This window comes from Candidatus Kapaibacterium thiocyanatum (assembly GCA_001899175.1).
Classification (GTDB): Bacteria; Bacteroidota; Ignavibacteria; order Kapaibacteriales; family Kapaibacteriaceae; genus Kapaibacterium; species Kapaibacterium thiocyanatum.
This window is the reverse complement of sequence record MKVH01000003.1, coordinates 1-20653: the sequence shown is the minus strand read 5'-3', so window position 1 is coordinate 20653 and position 20653 is coordinate 1. Positions and strand designations below refer to the sequence as shown.

At 58.2% G+C, this 20653-nt stretch carries 20 protein-coding genes and 1 pseudogene (1 of these 21 cut by a window edge); 16 read left to right on the top strand and 5 right to left on the bottom strand.

Annotation, left to right across the window (positions count from 1 at the left end; all coding sequences use genetic code 11):
• The 4 genes and pseudogenes from BGO89_03735 to BGO89_03720 all read right to left on the bottom strand — a co-directional run.
• Positions 1-211: pseudogene (locus BGO89_03735) on the bottom strand (hypothetical protein) (it extends 62 nt beyond the left edge of the window).
• A gap of 57 nt (positions 212-268) precedes the next feature.
• A complete protein-coding gene (locus tag BGO89_03730) occupies positions 269-1600 on the bottom strand; it encodes a hypothetical protein (GenBank protein ID OJX60695.1) in 1332 nt (443 codons plus the stop codon).
• 26 nt (positions 1601-1626) lie between these two features.
• Positions 1627-2178 carry a hypothetical protein gene (locus BGO89_03725; GenBank protein ID OJX60694.1) on the bottom strand — a complete coding sequence of 184 codons (552 nt, stop codon included), beginning with the start codon at positions 2176-2178 and terminating at the stop codon, positions 1627-1629.
• Positions 2179-2242: 64 nt separating this feature from the next.
• Positions 2243-3580: an AAA family ATPase gene (locus tag BGO89_03720; GenBank protein OJX60693.1), complete on the bottom strand. Its 1338-nt coding sequence runs from the start codon at positions 3578-3580 to the stop codon at positions 2243-2245.
• 14 nt (positions 3581-3594) lie between these two features.
• On the opposite strand from BGO89_03720, the gene BGO89_03715 reads away from it, so the two are divergent.
• The gene (locus tag BGO89_03715) at positions 3595-4707 is read left to right on the top strand and encodes a hypothetical protein (protein ID OJX60692.1); all 1113 of its coding nucleotides are present in this window, start codon (positions 3595-3597) and stop codon (positions 4705-4707) included.
• 5 nt (positions 4708-4712) lie between these two features.
• Here the strand turns inward: BGO89_03715 and BGO89_03710 are convergent, their stop codons facing one another.
• Entirely contained in the window at positions 4713-5666 is a 954-nt protein-coding gene (locus tag BGO89_03710; protein OJX60691.1) for a hypothetical protein, read from the bottom strand.
• Between the two features lie 198 nt (positions 5667-5864).
• Between BGO89_03710 and BGO89_03705 the strand changes: the two genes are divergently transcribed.
• The 15 genes from BGO89_03705 (at position 5865) to BGO89_03635 (ending at position 20282) form a co-directional block, all read left to right on the top strand.
• Positions 5865-6680, top strand: a complete 816-nt coding sequence (locus BGO89_03705) for a hypothetical protein (protein OJX60690.1) — start codon at positions 5865-5867, stop codon at positions 6678-6680.
• Positions 6681-6709: 29 nt separating this feature from the next.
• Entirely contained in the window at positions 6710-7126 is a 417-nt protein-coding gene (locus BGO89_03700) for a hypothetical protein (GenBank protein ID OJX60689.1), read from the top strand.
• A 15-nt stretch (positions 7127-7141) separates the two neighbouring features.
• The gene (locus tag BGO89_03695) at positions 7142-7708 is read left to right on the top strand and encodes a hypothetical protein (protein ID OJX60688.1); all 567 of its coding nucleotides are present in this window, start codon (positions 7142-7144) and stop codon (positions 7706-7708) included.
• A 15-nt stretch (positions 7709-7723) separates the two neighbouring features.
• Positions 7724-8467, top strand: coding sequence for a hypothetical protein (locus BGO89_03690; protein OJX60687.1), 744 nt, complete (start codon positions 7724-7726; stop codon positions 8465-8467).
• 83 nt (positions 8468-8550) lie between these two features.
• On the top strand, positions 8551-9522 hold the full coding sequence (locus BGO89_03685) for a hypothetical protein (GenBank protein ID OJX60686.1): 972 nt from the start codon (positions 8551-8553) through the stop codon (positions 9520-9522).
• A 51-nt stretch (positions 9523-9573) separates the two neighbouring features.
• Positions 9574-10113, top strand: a complete 540-nt coding sequence (locus tag BGO89_03680; GenBank protein ID OJX60685.1) for a hypothetical protein — start codon at positions 9574-9576, stop codon at positions 10111-10113.
• A 19-nt stretch (positions 10114-10132) separates the two neighbouring features.
• A complete protein-coding gene (locus BGO89_03675; protein ID OJX60684.1) occupies positions 10133-13024 on the top strand; it encodes a hypothetical protein in 2892 nt (963 codons plus the stop codon).
• Positions 13025-13128: 104 nt separating this feature from the next.
• Positions 13129-14637 carry a type I-E CRISPR-associated protein Cse1/CasA gene (locus tag BGO89_03670; GenBank protein OJX60683.1) on the top strand — a complete coding sequence of 503 codons (1509 nt, stop codon included), beginning with the start codon at positions 13129-13131 and terminating at the stop codon, positions 14635-14637.
• 47 nt (positions 14638-14684) lie between these two features.
• Positions 14685-15296, top strand: a complete 612-nt coding sequence (locus BGO89_03665) for a type I-E CRISPR-associated protein Cse2/CasB (protein ID OJX60682.1) — start codon at positions 14685-14687, stop codon at positions 15294-15296.
• 14 nt (positions 15297-15310) lie between these two features.
• Complete coding sequence (locus tag BGO89_03660; protein ID OJX60958.1) at positions 15311-16576, top strand: type I-E CRISPR-associated protein Cas7/Cse4/CasC; 1266 nt, start codon at positions 15311-15313, stop codon at positions 16574-16576.
• A gap of 1 nt (position 16577) precedes the next feature.
• Positions 16578-17321: a type I-E CRISPR-associated protein Cas5/CasD gene (locus tag BGO89_03655; GenBank protein OJX60681.1), complete on the top strand. Its 744-nt coding sequence runs from the start codon at positions 16578-16580 to the stop codon at positions 17319-17321.
• A complete protein-coding gene (locus BGO89_03650) occupies positions 17318-18010 on the top strand; it encodes a type I-E CRISPR-associated protein Cas6/Cse3/CasE (GenBank protein OJX60680.1) in 693 nt (230 codons plus the stop codon). Before BGO89_03655 ends, BGO89_03650 begins: the two co-directional genes overlap by 4 nt.
• 256 nt (positions 18011-18266) lie before the next feature.
• Complete coding sequence (locus BGO89_03645) at positions 18267-19178, top strand: subtype I-E CRISPR-associated endonuclease Cas1 (protein OJX60956.1); 912 nt, start codon at positions 18267-18269, stop codon at positions 19176-19178.
• The gene (locus BGO89_03640) at positions 19159-19455 is read left to right on the top strand and encodes a type I-E CRISPR-associated endoribonuclease Cas2 (GenBank protein OJX60957.1); all 297 of its coding nucleotides are present in this window, start codon (positions 19159-19161) and stop codon (positions 19453-19455) included. The genes BGO89_03645 and BGO89_03640 overlap by 20 nt, the downstream gene beginning before the upstream one ends.
• Positions 19456-19799: 344 nt before the next feature.
• Complete coding sequence (locus BGO89_03635; GenBank protein ID OJX60679.1) at positions 19800-20282, top strand: hypothetical protein; 483 nt, start codon at positions 19800-19802, stop codon at positions 20280-20282.
• Positions 20283-20653 lie beyond the last annotated feature (371 nt).

Below are 20653 nucleotides of genomic sequence, written 5' to 3'. Positions count from 1 at the left end.
TCGTATCCCAGGGATCACGAGGACCATGATTCGTCGTATCCCAGGGATCACGCGGGCCGTGATTCGTCGTATCCCGGGGATTGCCGGTATCCGTCGTATCGGGATGTCCCGGATCGACCGGATCGCCGGGGAACGGAATGAAGTGATCGCAGGCCATGAGCGTGATACCTGCTATAGCGACGCTCACCCAGAGTGTGATGGCACGTTTCATCGCAGTACTCCTGTTGGAGATGTTCATTGAAGTATGATCGGTCATTCGAAGTCAGTCCTACCAGCGAAGTCCGAGCCCAAGGCGTAGCGAGGGACGCACCATCGCACTCCATCGCCCGTGATTCTGATAGACGAAGGTCATGAGGTCTGCGCCGGCCGATACGTTCAGGGGGCCGAACGATTTCTGCAGGCCGACTGCCGGTTCCACGATGCCGCCGCGCGACGATCCACCGACGGCCAGTTGCAGGAACGGCCTGATGTCCATTCCGAGATCGATCATCGGCATCGTACGCCAGTGCAGGTCCGCCCACGTCATGGACGTCTGCTGCGACAGTGTGCCGTCCGCGTTCATCATCGTATAGCTGAAAGCCGAACGGTGGATACCGGCGCCGATGGCATGGATATCGGACAGCTTCAGATCGAGCTCGACTCCCAGGTTCCAGATGTCGCCGTTCGTTCCGCTCGCGCCGGAGAGGGGCTGCTGGATCACACGTACTTCCATTATCCGTTGCGAGGGATACGACATGTCGGGTACGTCAAGGGTCGACGGCGTGGCCGTCGTCGTCTCCGATGAAGGCCGGGTGGCGGCGGACTGATGGCCGATCGCCACCGGAGTGGCCATCGTGATGGACGTCACGGGCTCGACGGGGGGCCGAAGCGATTCCGCCGAAGGCGGCATGTCGTCCTGACGGCGACGGTCATCGCGATCGTTACGGAGACTCAAGGGCATCGAACCGTCCATTGCAGCGGCATCCTGACGATGCCGGTTCCGTATCGTACCGATCGTTCCGTCATGCGTCTGGGCCGGCGTCGACGTCCTGTTCAAGACCTCGTCCATATCCTTCGCATCCGATGGCGATACCGTCATCGTTCCGGTCGGACCATCCGTGGCGGCCTGGCCATCGTTCCGGCCCTCGGGCGATACGGCAGGCAACGCCCGTGGCCGTTCTATCGTCGAACCCGGCGTGATTACCGGCTGTGCAACGACGGAACCGGAAGCGTCGATGTTACCGCTCGCAGCGGCCGTATCGGCGATCATCGGCTTGTAGGCATTCCATCCGATGATGGCGATGGCGGCGGCGCCAGCCAGAACGGAGACGGCCGTACCGATCACGGTCAGTGCGGAGCCCGACAGTACGGATGCAGCAGGAGGCAGCGCTCCGGCCGTCTGGGCCTTCGTGACGATGGACGCATACATGTCTTCTGGCACCATCGTCGCGGCGATCTCACGATCGACCGTGTTGCGCATGGCGACGGCTGCCTGCATCTCCGACCGTACGGAGGAATCGTTGGCCGCCGTAGCGAACAACTGATCCGCTTCTTCGGTCGTCGCCGTGCCGTCGAGCCAGCGGTCGATGAGTTCGTGGTTCATATCGTCATTGGGTTTCATACAGGCATCCCTCCCCGTATGGTCGGTCAGTGTTCGAGAATCGGTAGCAGCAGGGTACGCAGCTTCTGTTTCGCGCGGGAGATCCTGTGCCGTACCACCGGCAGCGTCTCACCCGTCACTTCGCAGATTTCGGCATAGCTCAGACCACCGTAGATCTGAAGGATCAGCGTTTCGCGATATGCCGTGGGCAAGGCGGCCATTGCCGTCTGCAGGTGGGCATGGATATCCTTCGTCTCGTACGGATGATCTTCGGTGGCCGGCATGATGTCCTCGAGATCCATGTACTCGATACGTCCATTACGCCGTTGGTTGAGGCAGAGGTTGCGTGCGATGGTCATCAGATAGGCCGGAGTGGACTCGATGATCTCGCCTTCGCGGACCTTGATCAGGAACTTCAGGAATACGTCCTGCACGATGTCCCGGGCCGTCGCCTGGCTGCCCATGATCTTGAGACAATACAGGTAGAGCCGTTTGACGTACCGGTTGTAGAGAACCCGGAAAGCCTTCTCGGCATCGGTCTGGCCGGCATGTATCATCGCCACCAGCTCACGGTCCTGATATGTCGTAGGATCGGTCATACAAGAGCAAGGACACGACCCGGGGAAAAATGTCCCACCTCCGCGCCGATTTTTTTTCGCCCGATCATTCGCCCCCGTGAAAGCGTTCCGGCCACCAGGTCTTGAGGCGTTCCAGGATGGAGCGTTCCTGACCCTGACCATCCGGGCGATAGAATGCGGGAGCGGTACTGCCCTCGGGTACGTAGGTTTCGCGTATGAAATGGCCAGGTGAATCGTGCGGATACCGATAATCCCGGCCATATCCTTCCTGCTTCATCAGCTTCGTGGGCGCATTGCGCAGGTGGAGCGGAACCGTGAGGTCGGCCCCTTCAGCCACGGCTTCCAGCGCACGGTCGATCGCCTTGTACGAAGCATTGGACTTCGGTGCCGACGCCAGATAGGTCACACCCTGGGCCAGCGGTATACGGCCTTCGGGCATGCCGATACGCTCCACGGACTGGAAGACGGCAAGGGCGAGGCCCAGCGCGTGGGGATCGGCGTTGCCGATGTCCTCACTGGCGAAGATGATCATCCGGCGTGCGATGAAGAGGGGATCCTCTCCCGCCTCGACCATCTTGGCGAGCCAAAGAAGAGCGGCATCCGGATCGGAACCGCGCATCGACTTGATGAAGGCGGAGATCGTGTCGTAGTGCGATTCGCCGTGCTTGTCGTACTGGACGATCTTTCGTTGCACGGCCTGCTGGAGAACGTCGTGCGTGATATGCCGCACACCATCGGCGTCGGGCATCGCCAGGAGGGCAGCCGTTTCCACGGCATTGAGGGCAGTGCGGGCATCGCCACCGGCAACGGTCAGCAGGGCATTCCAATCATCGATCACGACGTTGAGGTCCTGCATCGCCTCGTCGCCCGACAGGGCGTGATCGACGATACGACGGAGGTCTCCATCGGTGAGGGAATGCAGACGATAGACCTGGCAGCGGCTGAGAAGAGCCGCATTGATTTCGAAGGAAGGATTCTCCGTCGTGGCGCCGATCAACGTGATCAACCCGCGCTCGACGGCATGCAGGAGCGCATCCTGCTGTGCCTTGTTGAAGCGATGGATTTCGTCGATGAAGAGAAGGAAACGACGGCCCTTACCTCGCTGACGCTCGGCACGCTGCAGCACTTCGCGGAGTTCCTTCACGCCGGCTTCCACGGCCGACAGACGTTCCATGGCCATACCGACCGATGTCGCGAGAGCGTGAGCGAGGGTCGTCTTGCCCGTTCCCGGAGGACCCCACAGGATGATGGAAGGCAGCTCTCCGCGCTCGGCGAATATCCGTAACGGTCCGCCCTCACCGAGGAGGTGATGTTGCCCGGCGACGGCATCGATATCGTGCGGCCGGGCACGTTCGGCGAGTGGAGCATTGCGTGAAGGACGCTGTGGGGCGGCCGCAGGCGCATCATCGAAAAGGGAATCCATCGTAGTTTTCGTCCGTGAACAACGTTCGAACATACGACTCCGTCGTCGCACGTTACGTACTGGGTCTGATCCTCGTCGCACTCTTTCCGATGCATGAGTCGTCGGCCCTGACGGATTCGGTGTGGTATCATTTCAAGGCGGGATCCATGGCCTTCACCACGTCGAAGGCCAGGTGGTCCACGAACGTCCCGACGCCGACGGCATTCCGCAAGTTCCTCGCAATATCGGGAAGCAGGAAACGCTATGCCGGACCGTTCGGCAATCAGCATGTACGCATCACCCTCGACAGTCTTCCTCCACACGGCCGTCTCGTCGTCGAAGCTCTCGTCTATATTCTCGGGTCGTGGGATGGCAATGCGGATGGAGATCGCCTGTCCATCGTCGTCGACGGACGCGATACGCTTCTCCATTCGACCTTCAGCAACACCACATGGGCACAGAGCTATCCCCGCGGGGTGGGCAGGGCAGCGAATCCACGCTGGTCCGGAGCTGCCGACACCAACGTGACGGGATTCCGCTTCACCGAGGCCAATGTCTACGACGGCCCACTCGATGCCGGCTACCGTCTGCGCTTCGTCGTACCGCACGACAGAGATTCCGCCATCATCGATTTCATCGGCGTCCTCAAGGACGTACGCCCCACCACCGACAACGAGGCCTGGGGCATCGCCTCGCTGCGCATCACACCGGAGGGAGGCCCTCCCCCTGGCATCGAGCTCACGGACACCGTCCGGAATGACGGGGAGCGTAGCCTTGCGGGCGACGGAAGGAAGGTCGACGACGACCTCGTTCTTCTGTCCTGCTTCGATCCGTATGCGGAACGCCGGTCGTTCGCCGTATCGATCGATACGGCGGGATGGGTACGTCTATGGAACGACCGTAGACGAACACACGATCCCGTGCTGTATGTGAGGCTGGAGGACGCGGAGCGTGCGGCGCTTGGAGAAGCGATCGACAAGGTCATGCACGATGCGACCACCATCGACAAGCCCGATCATGGCATCTGCAGCATCGTCATCGGCGGACGATCCATGGATTTCGGCGGCGTGCGCACGCCATCGTTGCAGCGCATCCATGACGTCATCGACAGGACCCTGCGGAACAATGGCTGGATCGTCATACCCTGACGTGTTCAGCCCAGATCGAAGCCGATGGTTTCTCCTACGGAATGCAGGGCGAGCTGTGAACTCGAGCCCTTCTTCATCGCCGAGAGAAGGCGGCTGACGGGCTCGGTCATCGGTTCCTCGCTTTGCTTGAACGTACTGTGATGGATCGGCACGAAGAACCTGGCCTTCATCATCTCTGCCATCGCAAGCGATTCTTCCGGCGTGCAATGCGTTTCAGGGTAGGGATCGTAGGCACCGATCGGCATGATGGCCACGTCCACGTTACCCGGCACGTCCTTGAACGACGTCGTGTATGCCGTATCCCCGCCGAAGACGATGCCCACACCATTGCGCTCGATGTAGTATCCGTTGTAGCTGCGGCCCGTACGAGGCTGGCCGTTGGCACGGCAGGCTTCGCCCGGCCAGCGCCATCCGTTGTGCTTCACCTGCAGACAGCGCAGGGTGATGCCGTTCGTCGTGACGCGATCCCCCCAATCCATCTCGTTCAGCGAGCGCCAGGGCAGATCGTCGACCACGTCGCTCGTCCTCGCCGCCGTGATCACGTCGATCTCGCCCGGATACCGTTCGGACAGGGCGGTCAGCGTACGGCGATCCATGTGGTCCATGTGGGCGTGGGATAACAAGAGCAGGTCCGGCCGTGGCAGCTCTTCCAGTGGAAGAGCCGGTTCGTTCATACGACGAGGGCCGATGGACAGCCCCAGGATGTTCAATCCGTAATGATCGAACATCACCGGATCCGTCAGGATCCACGTGCCGAAGACGTTCATCAGCACCGTGGAATGACCGATCCAGCACAGCCATACGCCGGCATCATCGACGGAATGAAGGTCCGGACGCCTGGTCCGGATGGTCGGAGCTACACTGGGTCCGCATGGTTCGGCGCACAGCGCATGCGGTGCAGCCAGTGAGGCGAGGCCGCCCAGGGCCAATGTCTGAAGGATCTGTCGACGTGTTCTCATGATGGATTCCCCCCGGAATTCGATGCGAAGCTAACGGGAGAGGGGAGGCCTATCCGAGTCAAATTCCCTTTACAATCAACGTTTTACATTGAAGACGCCACCGTTCGTGGCATCGTATCTTTGTCCCGCACTGCAACAGGAGGAACCGTTGCACGTACATCGCACCGTACTACGAACATCGGATCATCGACAACGACCATGAACATCATCAAACGTACGACCGTCGTCTTCGCCCTGGCCCTCGCGGCCATCGCTCCATCCATCCATGCCCAGGAGGCCGTCGCCGGCGGCGGCACGGGCGGTTCGCTGCCGCCGCGCGTCATCAACGAGGAAGAGCTGATGATCGAGCGTCTCAAGGCCGAACCCCTCAACTGGTTCGCCGGTATCAGGTTCCAGGTGGGCAATCCGCAGGGAGCCTTCCGCGACTCCCTGGCATCGATCGGTGCACCGCAGGTAGGCTATGGCTTCGATCTTAACGTCGGATATTACTTCGACCCCGTGCCCGTGGCCGTCACGCTCGAAGGTGGCGTGCTCTTCATGGGCATGAACTCCCGGTCGCAGCGATTCCCGAGCGGACTGTTCTGGGATACACTCAAATTCGAGACCCAAACGTCGATCATTCCATTGAACGTATCCGCACGGCTCCAGCCCGACATCGCCACGTGGGTGTTTCCCTACGTGGAAGGGATCGTCGGCATGAACCTCTTCCTCTCCAACTACGAGATCACGCAGACCCGCTTCGACGTGAACCGCCGTCAATCCGAAAACCGTTCCGACGTGTCATTCACCTACGGCGTGGGTGTGGGTATCTCGGCCAAGATCGCCGACGTCATCACTCTGCCCTCGCAACTGAACCGTATCCTGTTCGACGTGCGCATGCGCTATCTCAAGGGTGGCGGCGCCACCCTCTCCAATTTCGAACTCAGCAGCTCGAACAGCTATACCTTCAAGTCGGCTCCCGTGTCGTCCACCGACATGGTCATGTTCAACGTCGGCATCGCCGTTCAATTCTGATCATCACTCCCAATCACCGGATTCCAACCATGAACATTTCCCGATCGCTGGCCATCGTGGCCACGCTGGCCGTCACGACGCTCGTCGGCTGCCGTACGGCGTCCGATCATCAGCAGGACCTCCGTTCCACGCAGGAACGCAACATGACGGTCGGCATCGTCCAGCGCGAGATCCGCAAGGGCATGAGCGGCGCGGAAGTCGCCGAAGCGCTGGGCTCGCCCAACATCGTGACGAAGGACGAGAAGGAGCGCGAGACCTGGGTCTACGACAAGATCGCCACCGAGGCATCGTATTCGCAGAGCCAGAACAACCTCTTCCTCATCCTCTTCAATTCGTCGAGCCAGCAGGGTGCCGCCAGCACCACGCAGCGTACGCTCACCGTCGTGATCAAGTACGATGCCAGCGGCAAGGTCGACAGCTTCACGTACCATCAAAGCAAATTCTAAGCAAGGACGACATCGATGCGAATCCTTCTCGTCGGAGCTCTGCTGGGTATCGTGGTCGCCGGTTGTACGATCGTGAATCGTGCGCCGCAGACGCAGCCACCCAAGACCCAATTGCAGATCCGTGAATTCCAGACGCGCGAGTACGACACCAACGACGTCAAGCTCATCATGAAGGCCGTACTCAACGTGCTGCAGGATGACGGCTTCGTCGTCAAGAACGCCGTCGTGGACCTGGGCCTGCTGACCGCGACCAAGGAGGTGGATATCGCCCAGGGTCGAACGTCGACGGCCAGTGACGACTACTGGGGCGAGGTCTTCTCCTCCGTCTTCCGTGGTTCGTCGTACAAGACGCGCACCAACCGCACGCAGGACGTACGCTATAACAAGTTCAAGGTCGTCGAAGTCAGCGTCAACATCAGCGAACTCGGCAGGCGGTCCAAGGTGCGGGCCAATTTCCAGGCAAAGATCCTGGATAACACCGGCCAGCCCGTCGAGGTATCCGTGATCGAGGACCCGAAGTTCTACCAGGACTTTTTCGTCAAGGTCGACAAGGGTATCTTCATCCAGAAGCAGGGATTCTAAGTAAAGGTCGGTGCCGTGAAATTTCTCCTTTCGACACTCATCGTGACGGGCCTGCTCGCGACAGCCGGCCCGTCCGTCGTTACAGCGCAGCCACTCGTCGAGGCGGTACGGGCGGGCAACGTCAAGACCGTCCAGAAGCTGCTCGGCAAGAAATCCACCGACGTCAACCAGCGTGACGCGGAAGGGCTCACGCCGCTCATGATCGCCGCCGTCGCGGGAGACTCCGCCATGGTCGAGCTGCTTCTGGACAAGGGCGCCGACATCGACGCCCAATCCGGAAGCGGCATGACGGCCCTCATGGGTGCGGCCTTCAACTCGCGTGAACGTGCGCTCGACGTTCTCATCGCACACAAGGCCAACCTCGATCTGCAGGACCACAAGGGAAGGACTGCCCTCATCGTGGCCAGCAAGCAGGGCGTCACCGCCCTCGTCACCACCCTCCTCGAAGCCCGTGCCAACACCGAACTTCGGGACGTCAACGGCAATACGGCTCTGCTCGTCGCCTGCGGCGAACGGCATCTTCATATCATGATGGAACTGCTCAGGGGCGGGGCGAACGTCGACGTCCGCGACCCCAAGGGTCGCACGCCCCTCATGCTCCTGTCGTTTCTCGGCGAGGACGGCATGATCGGCCTCATGCTCAAGTACAAGCCCGACGTCAATGCCGTGGACTTCTCGCTCAAGACCGCGTTGACGTATGCGAAGGAGAACAAGCGCAAGCTCGTGGTGTCGCTGCTGGAGCAGGCGGGGGCGAGGTAGGGAAGGGATGACGGACCGGTCCTCCGGCCATGTCGTAGATTGGGCGGATAATCGCGTCCGTCCATACATTCCATCGAACGATCATGTCGGCACAAGTACGCCGCGTCATACGCATCCTCGTCATGCTCAGCAATGGTGAACGGCTGAGCACGACGGAACTGATACAACGCCTCGATAGCCAGCACGACGAAGTATCCGTCACCAAACGCCAGCTTCAGCGGGATCTCCGTGCGATGGAAGATGCCGGCATCCCACTCGATGTATACGAGGACGGCAAGACGCCCCGATACGGAATACCGAGATACTATCAGTCTCTCGTCTCCACCTCCATCGACAGATACGAACTTCTGGCACTCTATTCCCTGAAGGGAGTTCTGTCGGCGATGAAGCATACGCGTATCGAGCGCGATCTTACGTCGTTGCGTTCAAAACTGAATGCCCTCGTTCCCGGTGAACTGTTCCTGAGATCCGATATCACTACCGAGGTTTCGCCGGGTAGATACATGAATGCCATCGATGACCGAACGATGACGCAGATCGTCGACGCCATCATCGATCCACATTGGGATAGAGTCACGTATCGGTCCGCAGCCCATCCCGAAGGTCATACCTTCGTGGTCTCGTTCTGTCGATTGCTCAATCATGCGGGAAGGCTGTACGTCGCGGCATGGCATCCCCGATATCGGACGTACATCACACTCGCGGTCGACGCTATCGTCTGCGTCGAGCGCGCGAACGATGTCTCGGATCCGTTACATGAATTCCATGAGCTTTCCTATGTTAAAAGCAGATTCGGTGTCTACAGCGGAGATGTGGAAACTATCGTTCTTTCCATCAAACCGGAGGCGGTCCGCTTCTTCCGGAACAGGGAATGGCATCCCACACAGCAGTTCACCGAGCATGATGATGGACATGGAACGTTGACGATGTCCGTTCCGTTGTCTCCGGAGCTGTTGTCATGGATACTCGGCTGGGCAGATAGTATACGTGTGGTGGCGCCGGCTGCCCTGATCGAGCTCTGCAAGAAAAAGATCGCCGAAGTAGAATCCTGGTGACAGACCGCGACATAATACGTCGCGTATCCGACGAGATTCGTATCGTTTCCTATGTATTCAGGCGATACCATGCGTTCCTCGTACCTGCCGTCCATCGGTATTGTAGTGCTCACCATCCTCTCCGGATGCATGACGACGAAGGTCAAACAACACAATATCGGTTGTCCTGATCGGAGCAAGGCAGACGTGCTGCGGTCGGCGACGTCGTTGTTCGTGCAGTCGGGCTTCACCGTTACGCTGGCCGATACCATCATCGGTCTCGTACAGGCCGAGTCGGCCGAGCAGCACGACGTATGGACGGGTACGACTTCCAAACGTGTCTGGCAGGTATCGATACGTTCCGACGTGGAAGGGAAGCCCGAGACGCCAGGCATTACCGGTATGCCCGTCGGAGCGAAGCCGATGTACATCGTAGCCACCGCCCGGACCGTGAACCGTGGTCAGACCGCATTCGGGGCGACGTCCTCCACGTCCGAGTTCTACTACGACGATTCGGCCCACAGCGACTGGGAATGGTACTGGGACGTCCGCAAAGGACTCGAAGCCATGTGCGGAACGAAGGCCGTCATTACGACGAAGACCATGCACTGAGGTACCTTCGGGTTATGCGATGGTCCATCCCGATCGTATGTGTCGGCGACGAGTCCTGTCACTCATCATCATCTACCCGAACTCCGTTCGGAATATCATCGATTCACGTTGCAGATCGTCCATGATGACAACTCCAGTACATCTTCTGTTCTGGGCCAAGACCGACAGGAAGAACCCTGATTCGGAATGGATACGTCCGCTTTGGTCGCATCTGATCGACGTCGCAGTCGTCGCCGAAGTCCTGTGGGATCGTGTGCTACCTCCCTCTCTCAGGCACGATATCGCGCACGGTATCGGGTGTTCGGAGGATCAGGCAAGATCATTTCTTTGCTTCATGGCGGGAATGCACGATATCGGCAAGGCAATTCCTTCCTTTCAGCACCTGCACGTTCCATCGCGTGACAGGCTTCAGACTGCAGGACTCACGTTTCCGAAGAAACTGCTCACAAAAAGCAGGGATGCCATACGTGTCCATCATGCCCATGCCACGTATGCCTTGTTGAGACACTGGGAATCCAGACGATCTCCACGTAGTGGACCGATCTTCGAGAACCTCGCATTCCTGCTCGGCCTGCATCATTCGAAGGCCGTGACCTTGTCATCGTCCAGAGATAGAACGGAAGACAGGCATGGAGGGCCGGACTCATGGGGCAAGGCTCAGCTCGACCTCATCGATTGTATCGTCGACATCCTCGATCCATACATCCCGGGCGGAACGGAGACGAAGGAATGGCAGCCATGGACGTATCTCTTCATCGGCCTCGTCACCTACGCCGACTGGTTGGCATCCATCGACGATGGCGATGACAGGTTTCCGCTCTACGATGGTGAGGACCTTCACGCCTATCTGCCTGTCGCACGCGAGCATGCCGCTTCCCTCATCGAGCGGTTGTACATCGACCGTGTGGCTGACATCGTCTCTCGTGACTTCGGGGACATCTTCGTAGACCCGGAAGGACGGCCATTCATTCCGAATCCTTTCCAGCGGTCCGTCATCGACCTGACGAATGGACATGCAGCCGATGATCAACTGTTGACCATCATCGAAGCACCGACAGGTGGTGGAAAGACCGAGGCTGCCCTTTACCTGGCACTGACGCGACAGTCAAAAAGGAAGGGACGGGGAATCTACCTCGCGATGCCGACGCAGGCTACGAGCAACGGGTTGTTCACTCGTTTCGAGCAGGCCTTGTCACGCGGTCACCGAGCGGGCTCATTCGTCAATGCGCTGCTCGTCCATGGGCACAGCAATCTCGATCCTCGGCAGGAAGACCTGGTTCGGCGCATCTCCCTGCTCGGTCGGATGGAAGCCATCATGGAGGACGACGAACGCCCGGATATGTCGTCGGAGGGTGCCGTCGTAGCCACGGCAAGCTGGTTCCTGCCCAAGAAGCGGGCCCTTCTCGCTCCCTACGGTATCGGTACCATCGATCAAACGCTCCTGGCCGTACTGCAGTCGCGGTTCTTCTTCCTTCGCCTTCTCGGTCTCGCGGACAAGACCATCGTCTTCGATGAAGTCCACGCCTACGATACCTACATGTTGACGCTGCTCTGCAGGCTGGTCCAGTGGCTGAGGGCCATCGGGTCGGATGTCATCATCCTCTCGGCTACCCTGCCGGGTCCCACGAAACAAAGATTGATCGAAGCCTGGGCAGGCACGACCGCAACGATCGATGGCAATGAGGCTTGCTATCCGGCCGTCACACTTGCGAGCGGGAACGACGTCGTGATGCACGAGCTTCCTCGTCATGCAACCCGAACCGTCCATCTGCGGTTTCCTGATCACGATCCAGCGCATCGGAACATCGTCGAACGTGCCCTCGATGCCTGGCGGGCAGGCTGTGCCGTGGCCATCGTCTGCAACACCGTGGACCGTTCCATCGACGTCTTCCGCGCGCTGCTGGATGCGGCCGGAGCTACGACGTCGAATGCGGATAGTCTATCCATGTTCATCCTCCACTCCCGTATGACGCACAGTATGCGGGAACAGAAGGAAGACGTGATCCTTCGTCGTTTCGGCAAGGACTACGACGGAGAGCGCAGGGGCATCGTCGTCGGCACGCAGATACTGGAGCAGTCGCTCGACATCGATTTCGACGTCATGTTCTCGGACATCGCTCCCATCGACCTCGTCATCCAGCGTGCAGGACGGATTCACCGGCATTCGCATCGGCAACGTCCCTCTGGCTACGAACAGCCCAACCTTCACATCGTCATGCCTCCGCGCGATTCGGCGAAGCCGTCGTTCACGAGCGTCGCAGCCGTCTACGACGAGCTGATCATGCGACGTACATGGGATCTCCTGCGAACGATCGACTCGTTCGATTCTCCGGGCGATATCAGAACCTTGATCGGAAGAGTCTACGACGATGTCGTCGATGACCTCGATTCGGGTATGGCGAAAGCTCTTGCCCGGCATGAAGCATCGACGGCCGTCAGCCGGCAAATGGCACGGAAGGTCCTCATCGACGATCCACACCATGCCGCATCGATCATGGAAGGCCTGCCGCTCCTCGACGACGAAAACATCGAGAACCGTATACGAGCCAGTACCAGGCTGGCCGACAACTCCATTCGCGTCCTGTGTCTCCATGCCGACGACGACGGAAACTGGTTCCTCGACCCGGCATTACGACGCCCCTTCAACGCCGAGCTCCTCACGACGACCACCGGTATCCGCGAAGCGCTCGAGAACGAAGCTCCCATCTCCAAACGTGCTGTCGTCCACGCGCTTCTGGACATGATGAGGGATGAGCAGGACGGTGACGTACGGTACTGGAAGACGCTGACCGAAGGCTGTCCGGCACTCGGCTATCTGACGCCGCTCGTCTTCGATGATCTCGTCTGGGAAGCAGGAGACGGATCGTGTACCGTGGGATTCGATGCTGTAATTGGTCTGGAGATCGACTGAGCAGTTTCGATGTATGTTCGATGTTTCGTCCTATACAAGCGACATACACATTCTCTGGGTAGGACATCGTTTCGATATCAGATATATACGTGAGGGATCATCACATGAGTTTTAACCTGATCACACTGCCCTGGCTTCCATGCCGCCTTCAGGATGGAAGGACCACCGGACTTCTGAGCCTCCGCCAGGTCTTCGAGCGGAGCGGTGATATCACGGACCTCGTCACCACGTCGGTGAGCGAGGCCGCCGCACTTCGTCGCTTTCTTCTGGCCGTCTTCATCCGCGTCTATGGAGACCGGATTCCCGGCTGGAAGAAATCTCCGGATACGGTCGGACCACTTCCGATGCAGCCGTTCGACGACTACGTCGAGCAATGGGGCCACCGGTTCGAGCTCTTCCATCCGGAGCGACCGTTCTACCAGCACGTTCAACCCTCGAGCGAGAAGAAACAGTCGCTCAACAAACTGGTCTTCGAGGACGCGAGTGGTGCGAATGCCGTATGGTTCTCCCATCGGTACGAAGAGGACGGCCGCACCATGACCAATGCCGAAGCCGCGCGGGCCCTCATCACGGCGCAGGCCTATGCCGTGGGCGGCGGAGTATCCAAACCCTTCAACTTCTCCCATGGCACACTCGTCGCCGGAGGCATCATCTTCTGGATCGCCGGCAAGGACCTCCTGGAGTCGTTACTGCTGAACGCTCCCCTGGCATACTTCCGCGAGAGCGAGCCTGACGACATGCCTGCATGGGAGCGCCCATCCGTTCACGCCGAACAGCGCGCCGACGCCGGTTTGCTGGACCTTCTGACATTCCAGAGCAGGCGCCTTCTCTTGACACGAGCCGACGACGACAATGTCGATGGCGTCTTTCTCTCGCAAGGCGACAAGGATGTCTCCGTCGCCCGCGATCCGATGATGGCCTATTACATGAACGACAAGGATGAGGAACGTGTCCTGAACCTCGATCGTGAGAAGGCCCTGTGGCGTGAGTATCAGATCCTCTACGCGGCGGCCGAATCCGGCTCGTCCAGGTATCACCCTCCTTCGGTTCTACAGGAGCATCGGAATGCACCCGCTCCTCCGCATGGTGAGCCGGTACACATCGACATGTTCGCCTTCGGCGTCCAGACGGATAAAGGGAAGATCGAGCACTCGCACATGGAACGATTTCCGTTCTATCCCGGCATCGCCGCCGACCCTGACAATCGCGATCGCCTCGACCAGCTCCTGCATACGGCCAACGGTCTGGAAAAGAACCTCGATCAGGGACTATGGCAGTTCGCGAAAACGTTGCTGCACCCCGACAAGACGAACCTTGGCGACATCGAGCGCAGGGAAGTCATCGCCTTGAAGAACTCGTTCTCATGGAAGAGCAAATACTGGTCCGCACTCGGTACCATGATCCATGACTACATCCGACGATTGGCTCGATCCGGTTCCACCGACGAACGGGACGAGATCGCCGAAGACTGGCGCCGTGAGTGCCGTCATACCGCGGAACGCGTATTGAAGAACATCACCGACAGTTACGGAACGACGGCGCGTAGTGCACGTGCTGCCGCGCTCGCCCACGCTATCCTGCATCGGGAATTCGCCGCAGCGGACGTCGCCTGACATTCCGATCATATTCTATTTCTATCTACTATCGAAGGACGACATTCATGTCCCACAGCGAAGGATCTTCGGATCCACCAACGACGAAACAGTCTGCCGATCCACCGGTCGCATCCATCGGCAGGGTTATCGAATGGCATGGCCGAGCACAACGTACGGGCAAGGAATCGGCATCGGCACGGGCGAACGTCGCGCGACTGAAATTCGCCTACATGGCCGACAGACCCATCGACGCATTCAAGGTACTTGGCAATACTCTGACGATGAGCGAGCATGCAGATCTTCAGATCGCGATAGCTGGATTATGCGCCTGCTATCCGGATATGCATACGAACGCTCCCGTATCCCTTGGTACGGCATGCAGAAGGTTACGGGCTTCTCTTGCGGTCGGAGCCGAATCTCTCGACCTACGTATGTCGACGCTGCTCGACGCCTCGCTATCCGACGCATTGGAAATGCTGAATGCCATCCTGGGTCAGCTCGACTCCAAGGACAAGCAACTGAATTTCTACGACCTGTATTCCGACCTGCGCGGATGGAACAGCAACCATGGCTATATCCAGCGTAGATGGGCCAAGGACTTCTGGGCAGGTAGCGATAAGACCGCCGATTCCGATACATCCCCGGAAAGCGGGGACATTCCAACCACCGAATCTTGATCAAGGACGATACCATGAGTCAGCAACAATTCTTCGTCGAAATCCATACACTTCGTAACGTCCCTGCGGCAAACCTGAACCGGGACCAGAACAATCAACCAAAGACGGCCTACTTCGGCGGTGCGCTACGCAGTCGTATCTCGGCCCAGGCCATCAAGCGTGCCGTACGGCAGTCGCCGGAATTCGACAACGGCGTCGCGGGAATCATCGGCACACGCACGAAACATCTCGCCAAGCTCGTGTCCGAGATCCTCGTCAAGGATCATGCAATTCCCGGTAGCGATGCCACGGCGATAAGCGAAGCCGTCATCGGAGATGTCGGTTTCGGTGCGATCAAGGAAGGCAAGACGTCCGTCCTCGTCTACATCTCGAACGCACACATCGCGGCGATCGCCGACATCATCGCATCCCGATCCAGCGATCTCATCGAGGCCCTTCGTGCCATTCCGCAGACCGACGCCAGTGACGAGGAAGGCAAGACCAAGGGCAAGAGCAAGAAGAAGAAGGAGGCGAAAGGGGAAGAAGCTTCGGGACTCCAGGATCTTACGGCCGAGCTCAAGAAGGCCATTCAGAACATCCTCGTCGGCAAGAGCAAGAACGTGAAATCCGTCGGAAGTGTGGACATCGCCCTGTTCGGGCGTATGCTGGCAGAGTTCCCCGAGCTCAACGTCGACGCCGCGAGTCAGGTTGCCCACCTGATATCCACGAATCAGTTGAAAAGCGAGTTCGACTTCTTCACCGCCGTCGATGACATCAACGAGGAAGAAGGGACGCAAGGCGCCGGGATGATGGGACTGACGGGCTACAATTCCGCCTGCTTCTACGGCTACTCCGTCGTCGACGTGCCGCTACTCGTCAAGAATCTGGGCAACGACGTGGAGCTGTCGTTGACAGGACTCGCCGCCTATCTCCGTGCGTATGCCCTGGCCCTGCCCTCCGGAAAACAGACGTCGTTCGCCGCGCATACACCGCCATCGCTCGTCATGGTCGTGGTCCGTCAGGGTTCGGCACCGGTATCGCTCGCGAATGCCTTCGAAGCTCCCGTACGGCCGGATGTGCAATCGAAAGACGGCAAGTCACTCGTCGAGAATTCCGTGAAGAAACTCGGGGAGCACTGGTCGACGCTCGATGGCCTCTTCGGCAGTGGCGAACGATCCGTCTTCACCATCACGTCGAACGACCGAGCGCTCCTCGGAGATCTGCAGAACACCGCCGTGAAATCACTCGATGCACTCATCGACAGTACGGTGTCGAACGTCAAGAGCAAGCTCGGAGCGTAAGATGCCACACACACTACTCCTGCGGCTGCATGGTCCCATGCAGTCCTACGGTATCGAGAGCCGTTTCGAGTTCCGGGAAACCACGTTGGAACCTACGAAGAGTGCCGTCATTGGCTTGCTGTGCTGTGCTCTCGGACGTGATCGTTCGGAACCCGTCGAGGATCTTACATCTCTGGGCATGGCCGTTCGCGTCGATGCACAGGGAATGATCGACGAGGACTTCCACACGGCACAGAACGTCATCACAGCCCAAGGTTCCATCAAGGAAGCCCAGTTGTCGTATCGCTACTATCTACATGACGCCTCATTTCTCGTAGGGCTGCAGAGCGAGGACAGGCACCTGCTCGAACGACTCCATACTGCACTCATGGCTCCACGTTGGGCCCTGTTCCTCGGCCGCAAGTCATGTCCGCCGAGTCTGCCCATCGTCGATGACTCATCGCTGGTGGATACGGATGCCTGGACGGCACTCCGACAGATTCCCGTACGTTCCGGCAGAAGTACGGTTGGAGATGTTCGCTATGTCGTCGACACGAATCTCGAAAGCGTATTCGCTTCGTCGGGCCTGAATCCCATTTCCAGAGTACAGCGTCGGGACGTCCCGGTAGATTTCGGAGAACGTACGCATGACAGTCGTTCCGTGACGGTGTTTCTGGAACGACGTTCGGTATCCACCGACTACGGTACACGGCCCCCGGAAATCGCCATGGATGGCGTCGCACAGGAAGGAGGCGGAGGATCATGAGTCATCACATATCCCGTGTCTCACTACGTCCTGATGTCACCCTGGCCGAGTTACGACGTCATCGCATCCTTCGTCTCGATGCCTACGGTCTTCATCAACTCGTATGGAAGCTGGCCGGCAGACATGATGATCAGAAACGTGACTTCATCTACCGTGCCGATAATGACCCCGATGGTCTGCCGATCTTCACCATCGTCTCCGAACAGCCATTGGGTAGCGTCGATGACGTGTGGAACGTCGAGACCAAGCGTTACAATCCCGTCATCCGCGACGGTGAGAACCTTGCATTCTCCCTGCGCTGCAATCCTGTCAAGGCGGTGTACGATGCGGACAACATCAAGCTCAAACGTCGTGGCAACCGCGTGGACATCATGGGCAGCGCACGCCGTTCCGATATGGCGAACGGCATACGCCGGCCCCGCCATGTCCTCCATCTGGAAGAGTCGCGTCTATGGCTCGATCGCCGTGGTGGACAGAACGGATTCGCGATAGTGGCGGACAGCCTCGTCGTCGACAATTATTCCGTCGACGATCATCCCAAAGACGAGAAGAAAACACTCAGCATGCTGGATGTATCCGGTGTTCTGCAGGTGCGTGACGGCAATGCGTTCACATCCATGCTGCTCTCCGGCCTCGGCCACGCGCGGGCCTGGGGATGTGGGTTGATGCTCGTCCGACGCCAGAGATAATGACATCGATATCGCCGTCATCGGATCGATGGTCCGGTGGCGGCGTTGTCATTCGGACGATGCGATAGCATAAGTATATATGATCGACATCCTGCCCCTCGGTATCCCGGGGTAGTGCCGGCGTCGCGCCTCGATTAGGTACGGAGGTATTGTGGGCAGACATGGCGATCGGGAGAATAAGATAGATGAATCACGTTTTCGCGCTAGCGATCGTTGTTACAACGAATGAGGTGTTCCGATGTCGTTTTCGAGTCCATTGCTTCCGGACCTCGGTGCCATACCGATCAAGGAGCGTCTTTCCATCCTCTGGGTCGAACGTTCGCAGATCGACGTTCTCGACGGGTCCTTCGTATCGGTCATCGAGGACGGAACCCGCACGCATATTCCTGTCGGAGGTGTGGCGTGCCTCATGCTGGAGCCAGGTACCCGCATTTCGCACAATGCCGTCATGCTGGCGGCTCGTACGGGCACGTTGCTCATCTGGGTCGGTGAAGCTTCCGTTCGCCTCTATTCGGCGGGACAACCCGGTGGTGCGAGATCGGACCGGCTTCTCTACCAGGCCAGGCTTGCGCTCGACGACGATCTACGGTTGAAGGTCGTACGGAAGATGTATGCACTCCGATTCATGGAGGAGCCGCCGGCGAGGCGTTCCATCCAACAGCTACGTGGCATCGAAGGGGCACGTGTGCGCAAGATGTATCAGGTACTGGCGGCACAGTACGGCGTGCGCTGGCAAGGGCGTGACTACGACGTCGAGGACTGGGAGGGAGCCGACCCCATCAACAGGGCGTTGTCCTCTGCCACCGCCTGTCTCTATGGTGTGACGGAGGCTGCGGTACTCGCTGCGGGATATGCACCTGCCATCGGTTTCGTCCACACGGGAAAGCCTCTGTCGTTCGTATACGACATCGCCGACCTCTTCAAGTTCGACACCGTCGTCCCCATCGCGTTCGCCATGGCGGCGAAGAGGCCGGAGAATATCGACAGGGAAGTACGCCTTGCCTGCAGGGACATGTTCAGGAAGAGCAACCTGCTCGAGCGGATCATCCCCATCATCGAGGACGTTCTATCAGCGGGTGGTATCGACAAGCCCACACCTGCACCGGGGCAGATATTACCTGCGTTCGTTGATCCGAAAGGAGATGGTGATGATGGTCATCGTCGTTGAGAATGCGCCGCCGCGTCTGCGGGGTCGTCTCGGAGTATGGCTTCTCGAAGTGCGTGCCGGGGTATATGTCGGCGTGTACAACCGCAAGGTACGTGACATGATCTGGCGCAATGTCGAGATCGGTCTCGAGGATGGCAATGCCGTCATCTGCTGGAGCGATTCTTCCCATGAAAGCGGCTTCCGGTTCCGGACCCTTGGTACGAACAGAAGGATTCCCAGGGAGATGGACGGTATCCAGCTGGTGTCGTTCCTTGCCGAGGCCAGGGATAGTGGTTGACGGCAGGGTGATTCGGCTATATCGTATGTTCTTTGAAAATCGTTGTATTAGGAGAAGGCAAACATCGGTACGGTTTCGTAGTTTCGGTTAACCCATTATGATTCAGGGGTTTCTGTATTAGTATGTCACCCGCACACGCGGGGATGAACCTATTCAGGTGTTAGAATTGACATTGGTCTTCAAGAGCACGCTATTCTTCTCCTTGAGTCAGAATCTAATGTGTGTTGGACACAACAAAAGTTCGATGAATTCTTCAGTATGGAGGGCATGTCACGTCTTACATCTATGATCGCAGCACAAAAGGCACACTTCAGTCGTCCAGATTTGTCAAGGGAGATTGAGTAATGTACAGCAATCACCTAGCTCAAATCATGGTTGCCATTCTACAGCGGAATGGAAAGTGCAGTCCTGAGCGTCTAAGTATGCTTGTTTTCATCTGCGACTGGGTCTCGCTTCTACGCCGACAGAAGCGATTGACCGAAGTTAAGTGGATCAAAACCTCAAGCGCAGTCAGTACTCCGATCATTCGAGAAACAATCGAATCTTATCCAGACCACTTTGTATCGTCGACTGTTCTATATGATGGTGTCAGTCGTGACGCTATTGAAGCTAGTCCCGTATTCTTGAATACGCCTATTCTCGCTGATCCGGAGACAATTAAGGTTATTGATGAGGTTGTGCGTGTTACGAAGAAGTACGATGCCTACAGCTTCCTTGGAAACGTGCTTGGGCTATTCCCTGTAAAAACTACAGACACAGGAAAAGTGATAGACTTAAACAAAACGTATCAGGAGTATTTAAAGTTCAAAGCTCGCGGGTCTCGATAATCTTCAACTATTTACGTAAGGGACGGCCCGGCTTTAATTTCTGTCTTGCTACGTAGGACAGAGATTAAAGCCGAAATTCAATGGTTAGGAGGCTATCCGTGGTTTCTCAAGGGAATAATTCCGTAAACGAAAGTTCTATTCTCTCCTTCCTAATCCTAGCGATGACCTCTTCTACAGACAGGCTGCTTTCAACGAGGCTTCGAATAGATTCCATAGAGTTCTACTGGTAATTGGGTACTCCTGTAAGACTTCCCACCCCAATGATTCCGTTCAGTTTTACTGGGCTTACAGGAGGTTTCGGGGTTGGGAGTTCTTTAGGGTAGACTCCGATAAGGCCAGAGACTTGCATACGGCCAAGGAAATGTTTGACG

Coding starts and splice junctions, on each gene's coding strand:
- BGO89_03710 (OJX60691.1), bottom strand. CDS start 5,666: ATGAGAACACGTCGACAGATCCTTCAGACATTGGCCCTGGGCGGCCTC.
- BGO89_03725 (OJX60694.1), bottom strand. CDS start 2,178: ATGACCGATCCTACGACATATCAGGACCGTGAGCTGGTGGCGATGATA.
- BGO89_03640 (OJX60957.1), top strand. CDS start 19,159: ATGATGGTCATCGTCGTTGAGAATGCGCCGCCGCGTCTGCGGGGTCGT.
- BGO89_03635 (OJX60679.1), top strand. CDS start 19,800: ATGTACAGCAATCACCTAGCTCAAATCATGGTTGCCATTCTACAGCGG.
- BGO89_03660 (OJX60958.1), top strand. CDS start 15,311: ATGAGTCAGCAACAATTCTTCGTCGAAATCCATACACTTCGTAACGTC.
- BGO89_03680 (OJX60685.1), top strand. CDS start 9,574: ATGTATTCAGGCGATACCATGCGTTCCTCGTACCTGCCGTCCATCGGT.
- BGO89_03695 (OJX60688.1), top strand. CDS start 7,142: ATGCGAATCCTTCTCGTCGGAGCTCTGCTGGGTATCGTGGTCGCCGGT.
- BGO89_03650 (OJX60680.1), top strand. CDS start 17,318: ATGAGTCATCACATATCCCGTGTCTCACTACGTCCTGATGTCACCCTG.
- BGO89_03685 (OJX60686.1), top strand. CDS start 8,551: ATGTCGGCACAAGTACGCCGCGTCATACGCATCCTCGTCATGCTCAGC.
- BGO89_03670 (OJX60683.1), top strand. CDS start 13,129: ATGAGTTTTAACCTGATCACACTGCCCTGGCTTCCATGCCGCCTTCAG.
- BGO89_03675 (OJX60684.1), top strand. CDS start 10,133: ATGGTCCATCCCGATCGTATGTGTCGGCGACGAGTCCTGTCACTCATC.
- BGO89_03720 (OJX60693.1), bottom strand. CDS start 3,580: ATGGATTCCCTTTTCGATGATGCGCCTGCGGCCGCCCCACAGCGTCCT.
- BGO89_03665 (OJX60682.1), top strand. CDS start 14,685: ATGTCCCACAGCGAAGGATCTTCGGATCCACCAACGACGAAACAGTCT.
- BGO89_03705 (OJX60690.1), top strand. CDS start 5,865: ATGAACATCATCAAACGTACGACCGTCGTCTTCGCCCTGGCCCTCGCG.
- BGO89_03730 (OJX60695.1), bottom strand. CDS start 1,600: ATGAAACCCAATGACGATATGAACCACGAACTCATCGACCGCTGGCTC.
- BGO89_03700 (OJX60689.1), top strand. CDS start 6,710: ATGAACATTTCCCGATCGCTGGCCATCGTGGCCACGCTGGCCGTCACG.
- BGO89_03655 (OJX60681.1), top strand. CDS start 16,578: ATGCCACACACACTACTCCTGCGGCTGCATGGTCCCATGCAGTCCTAC.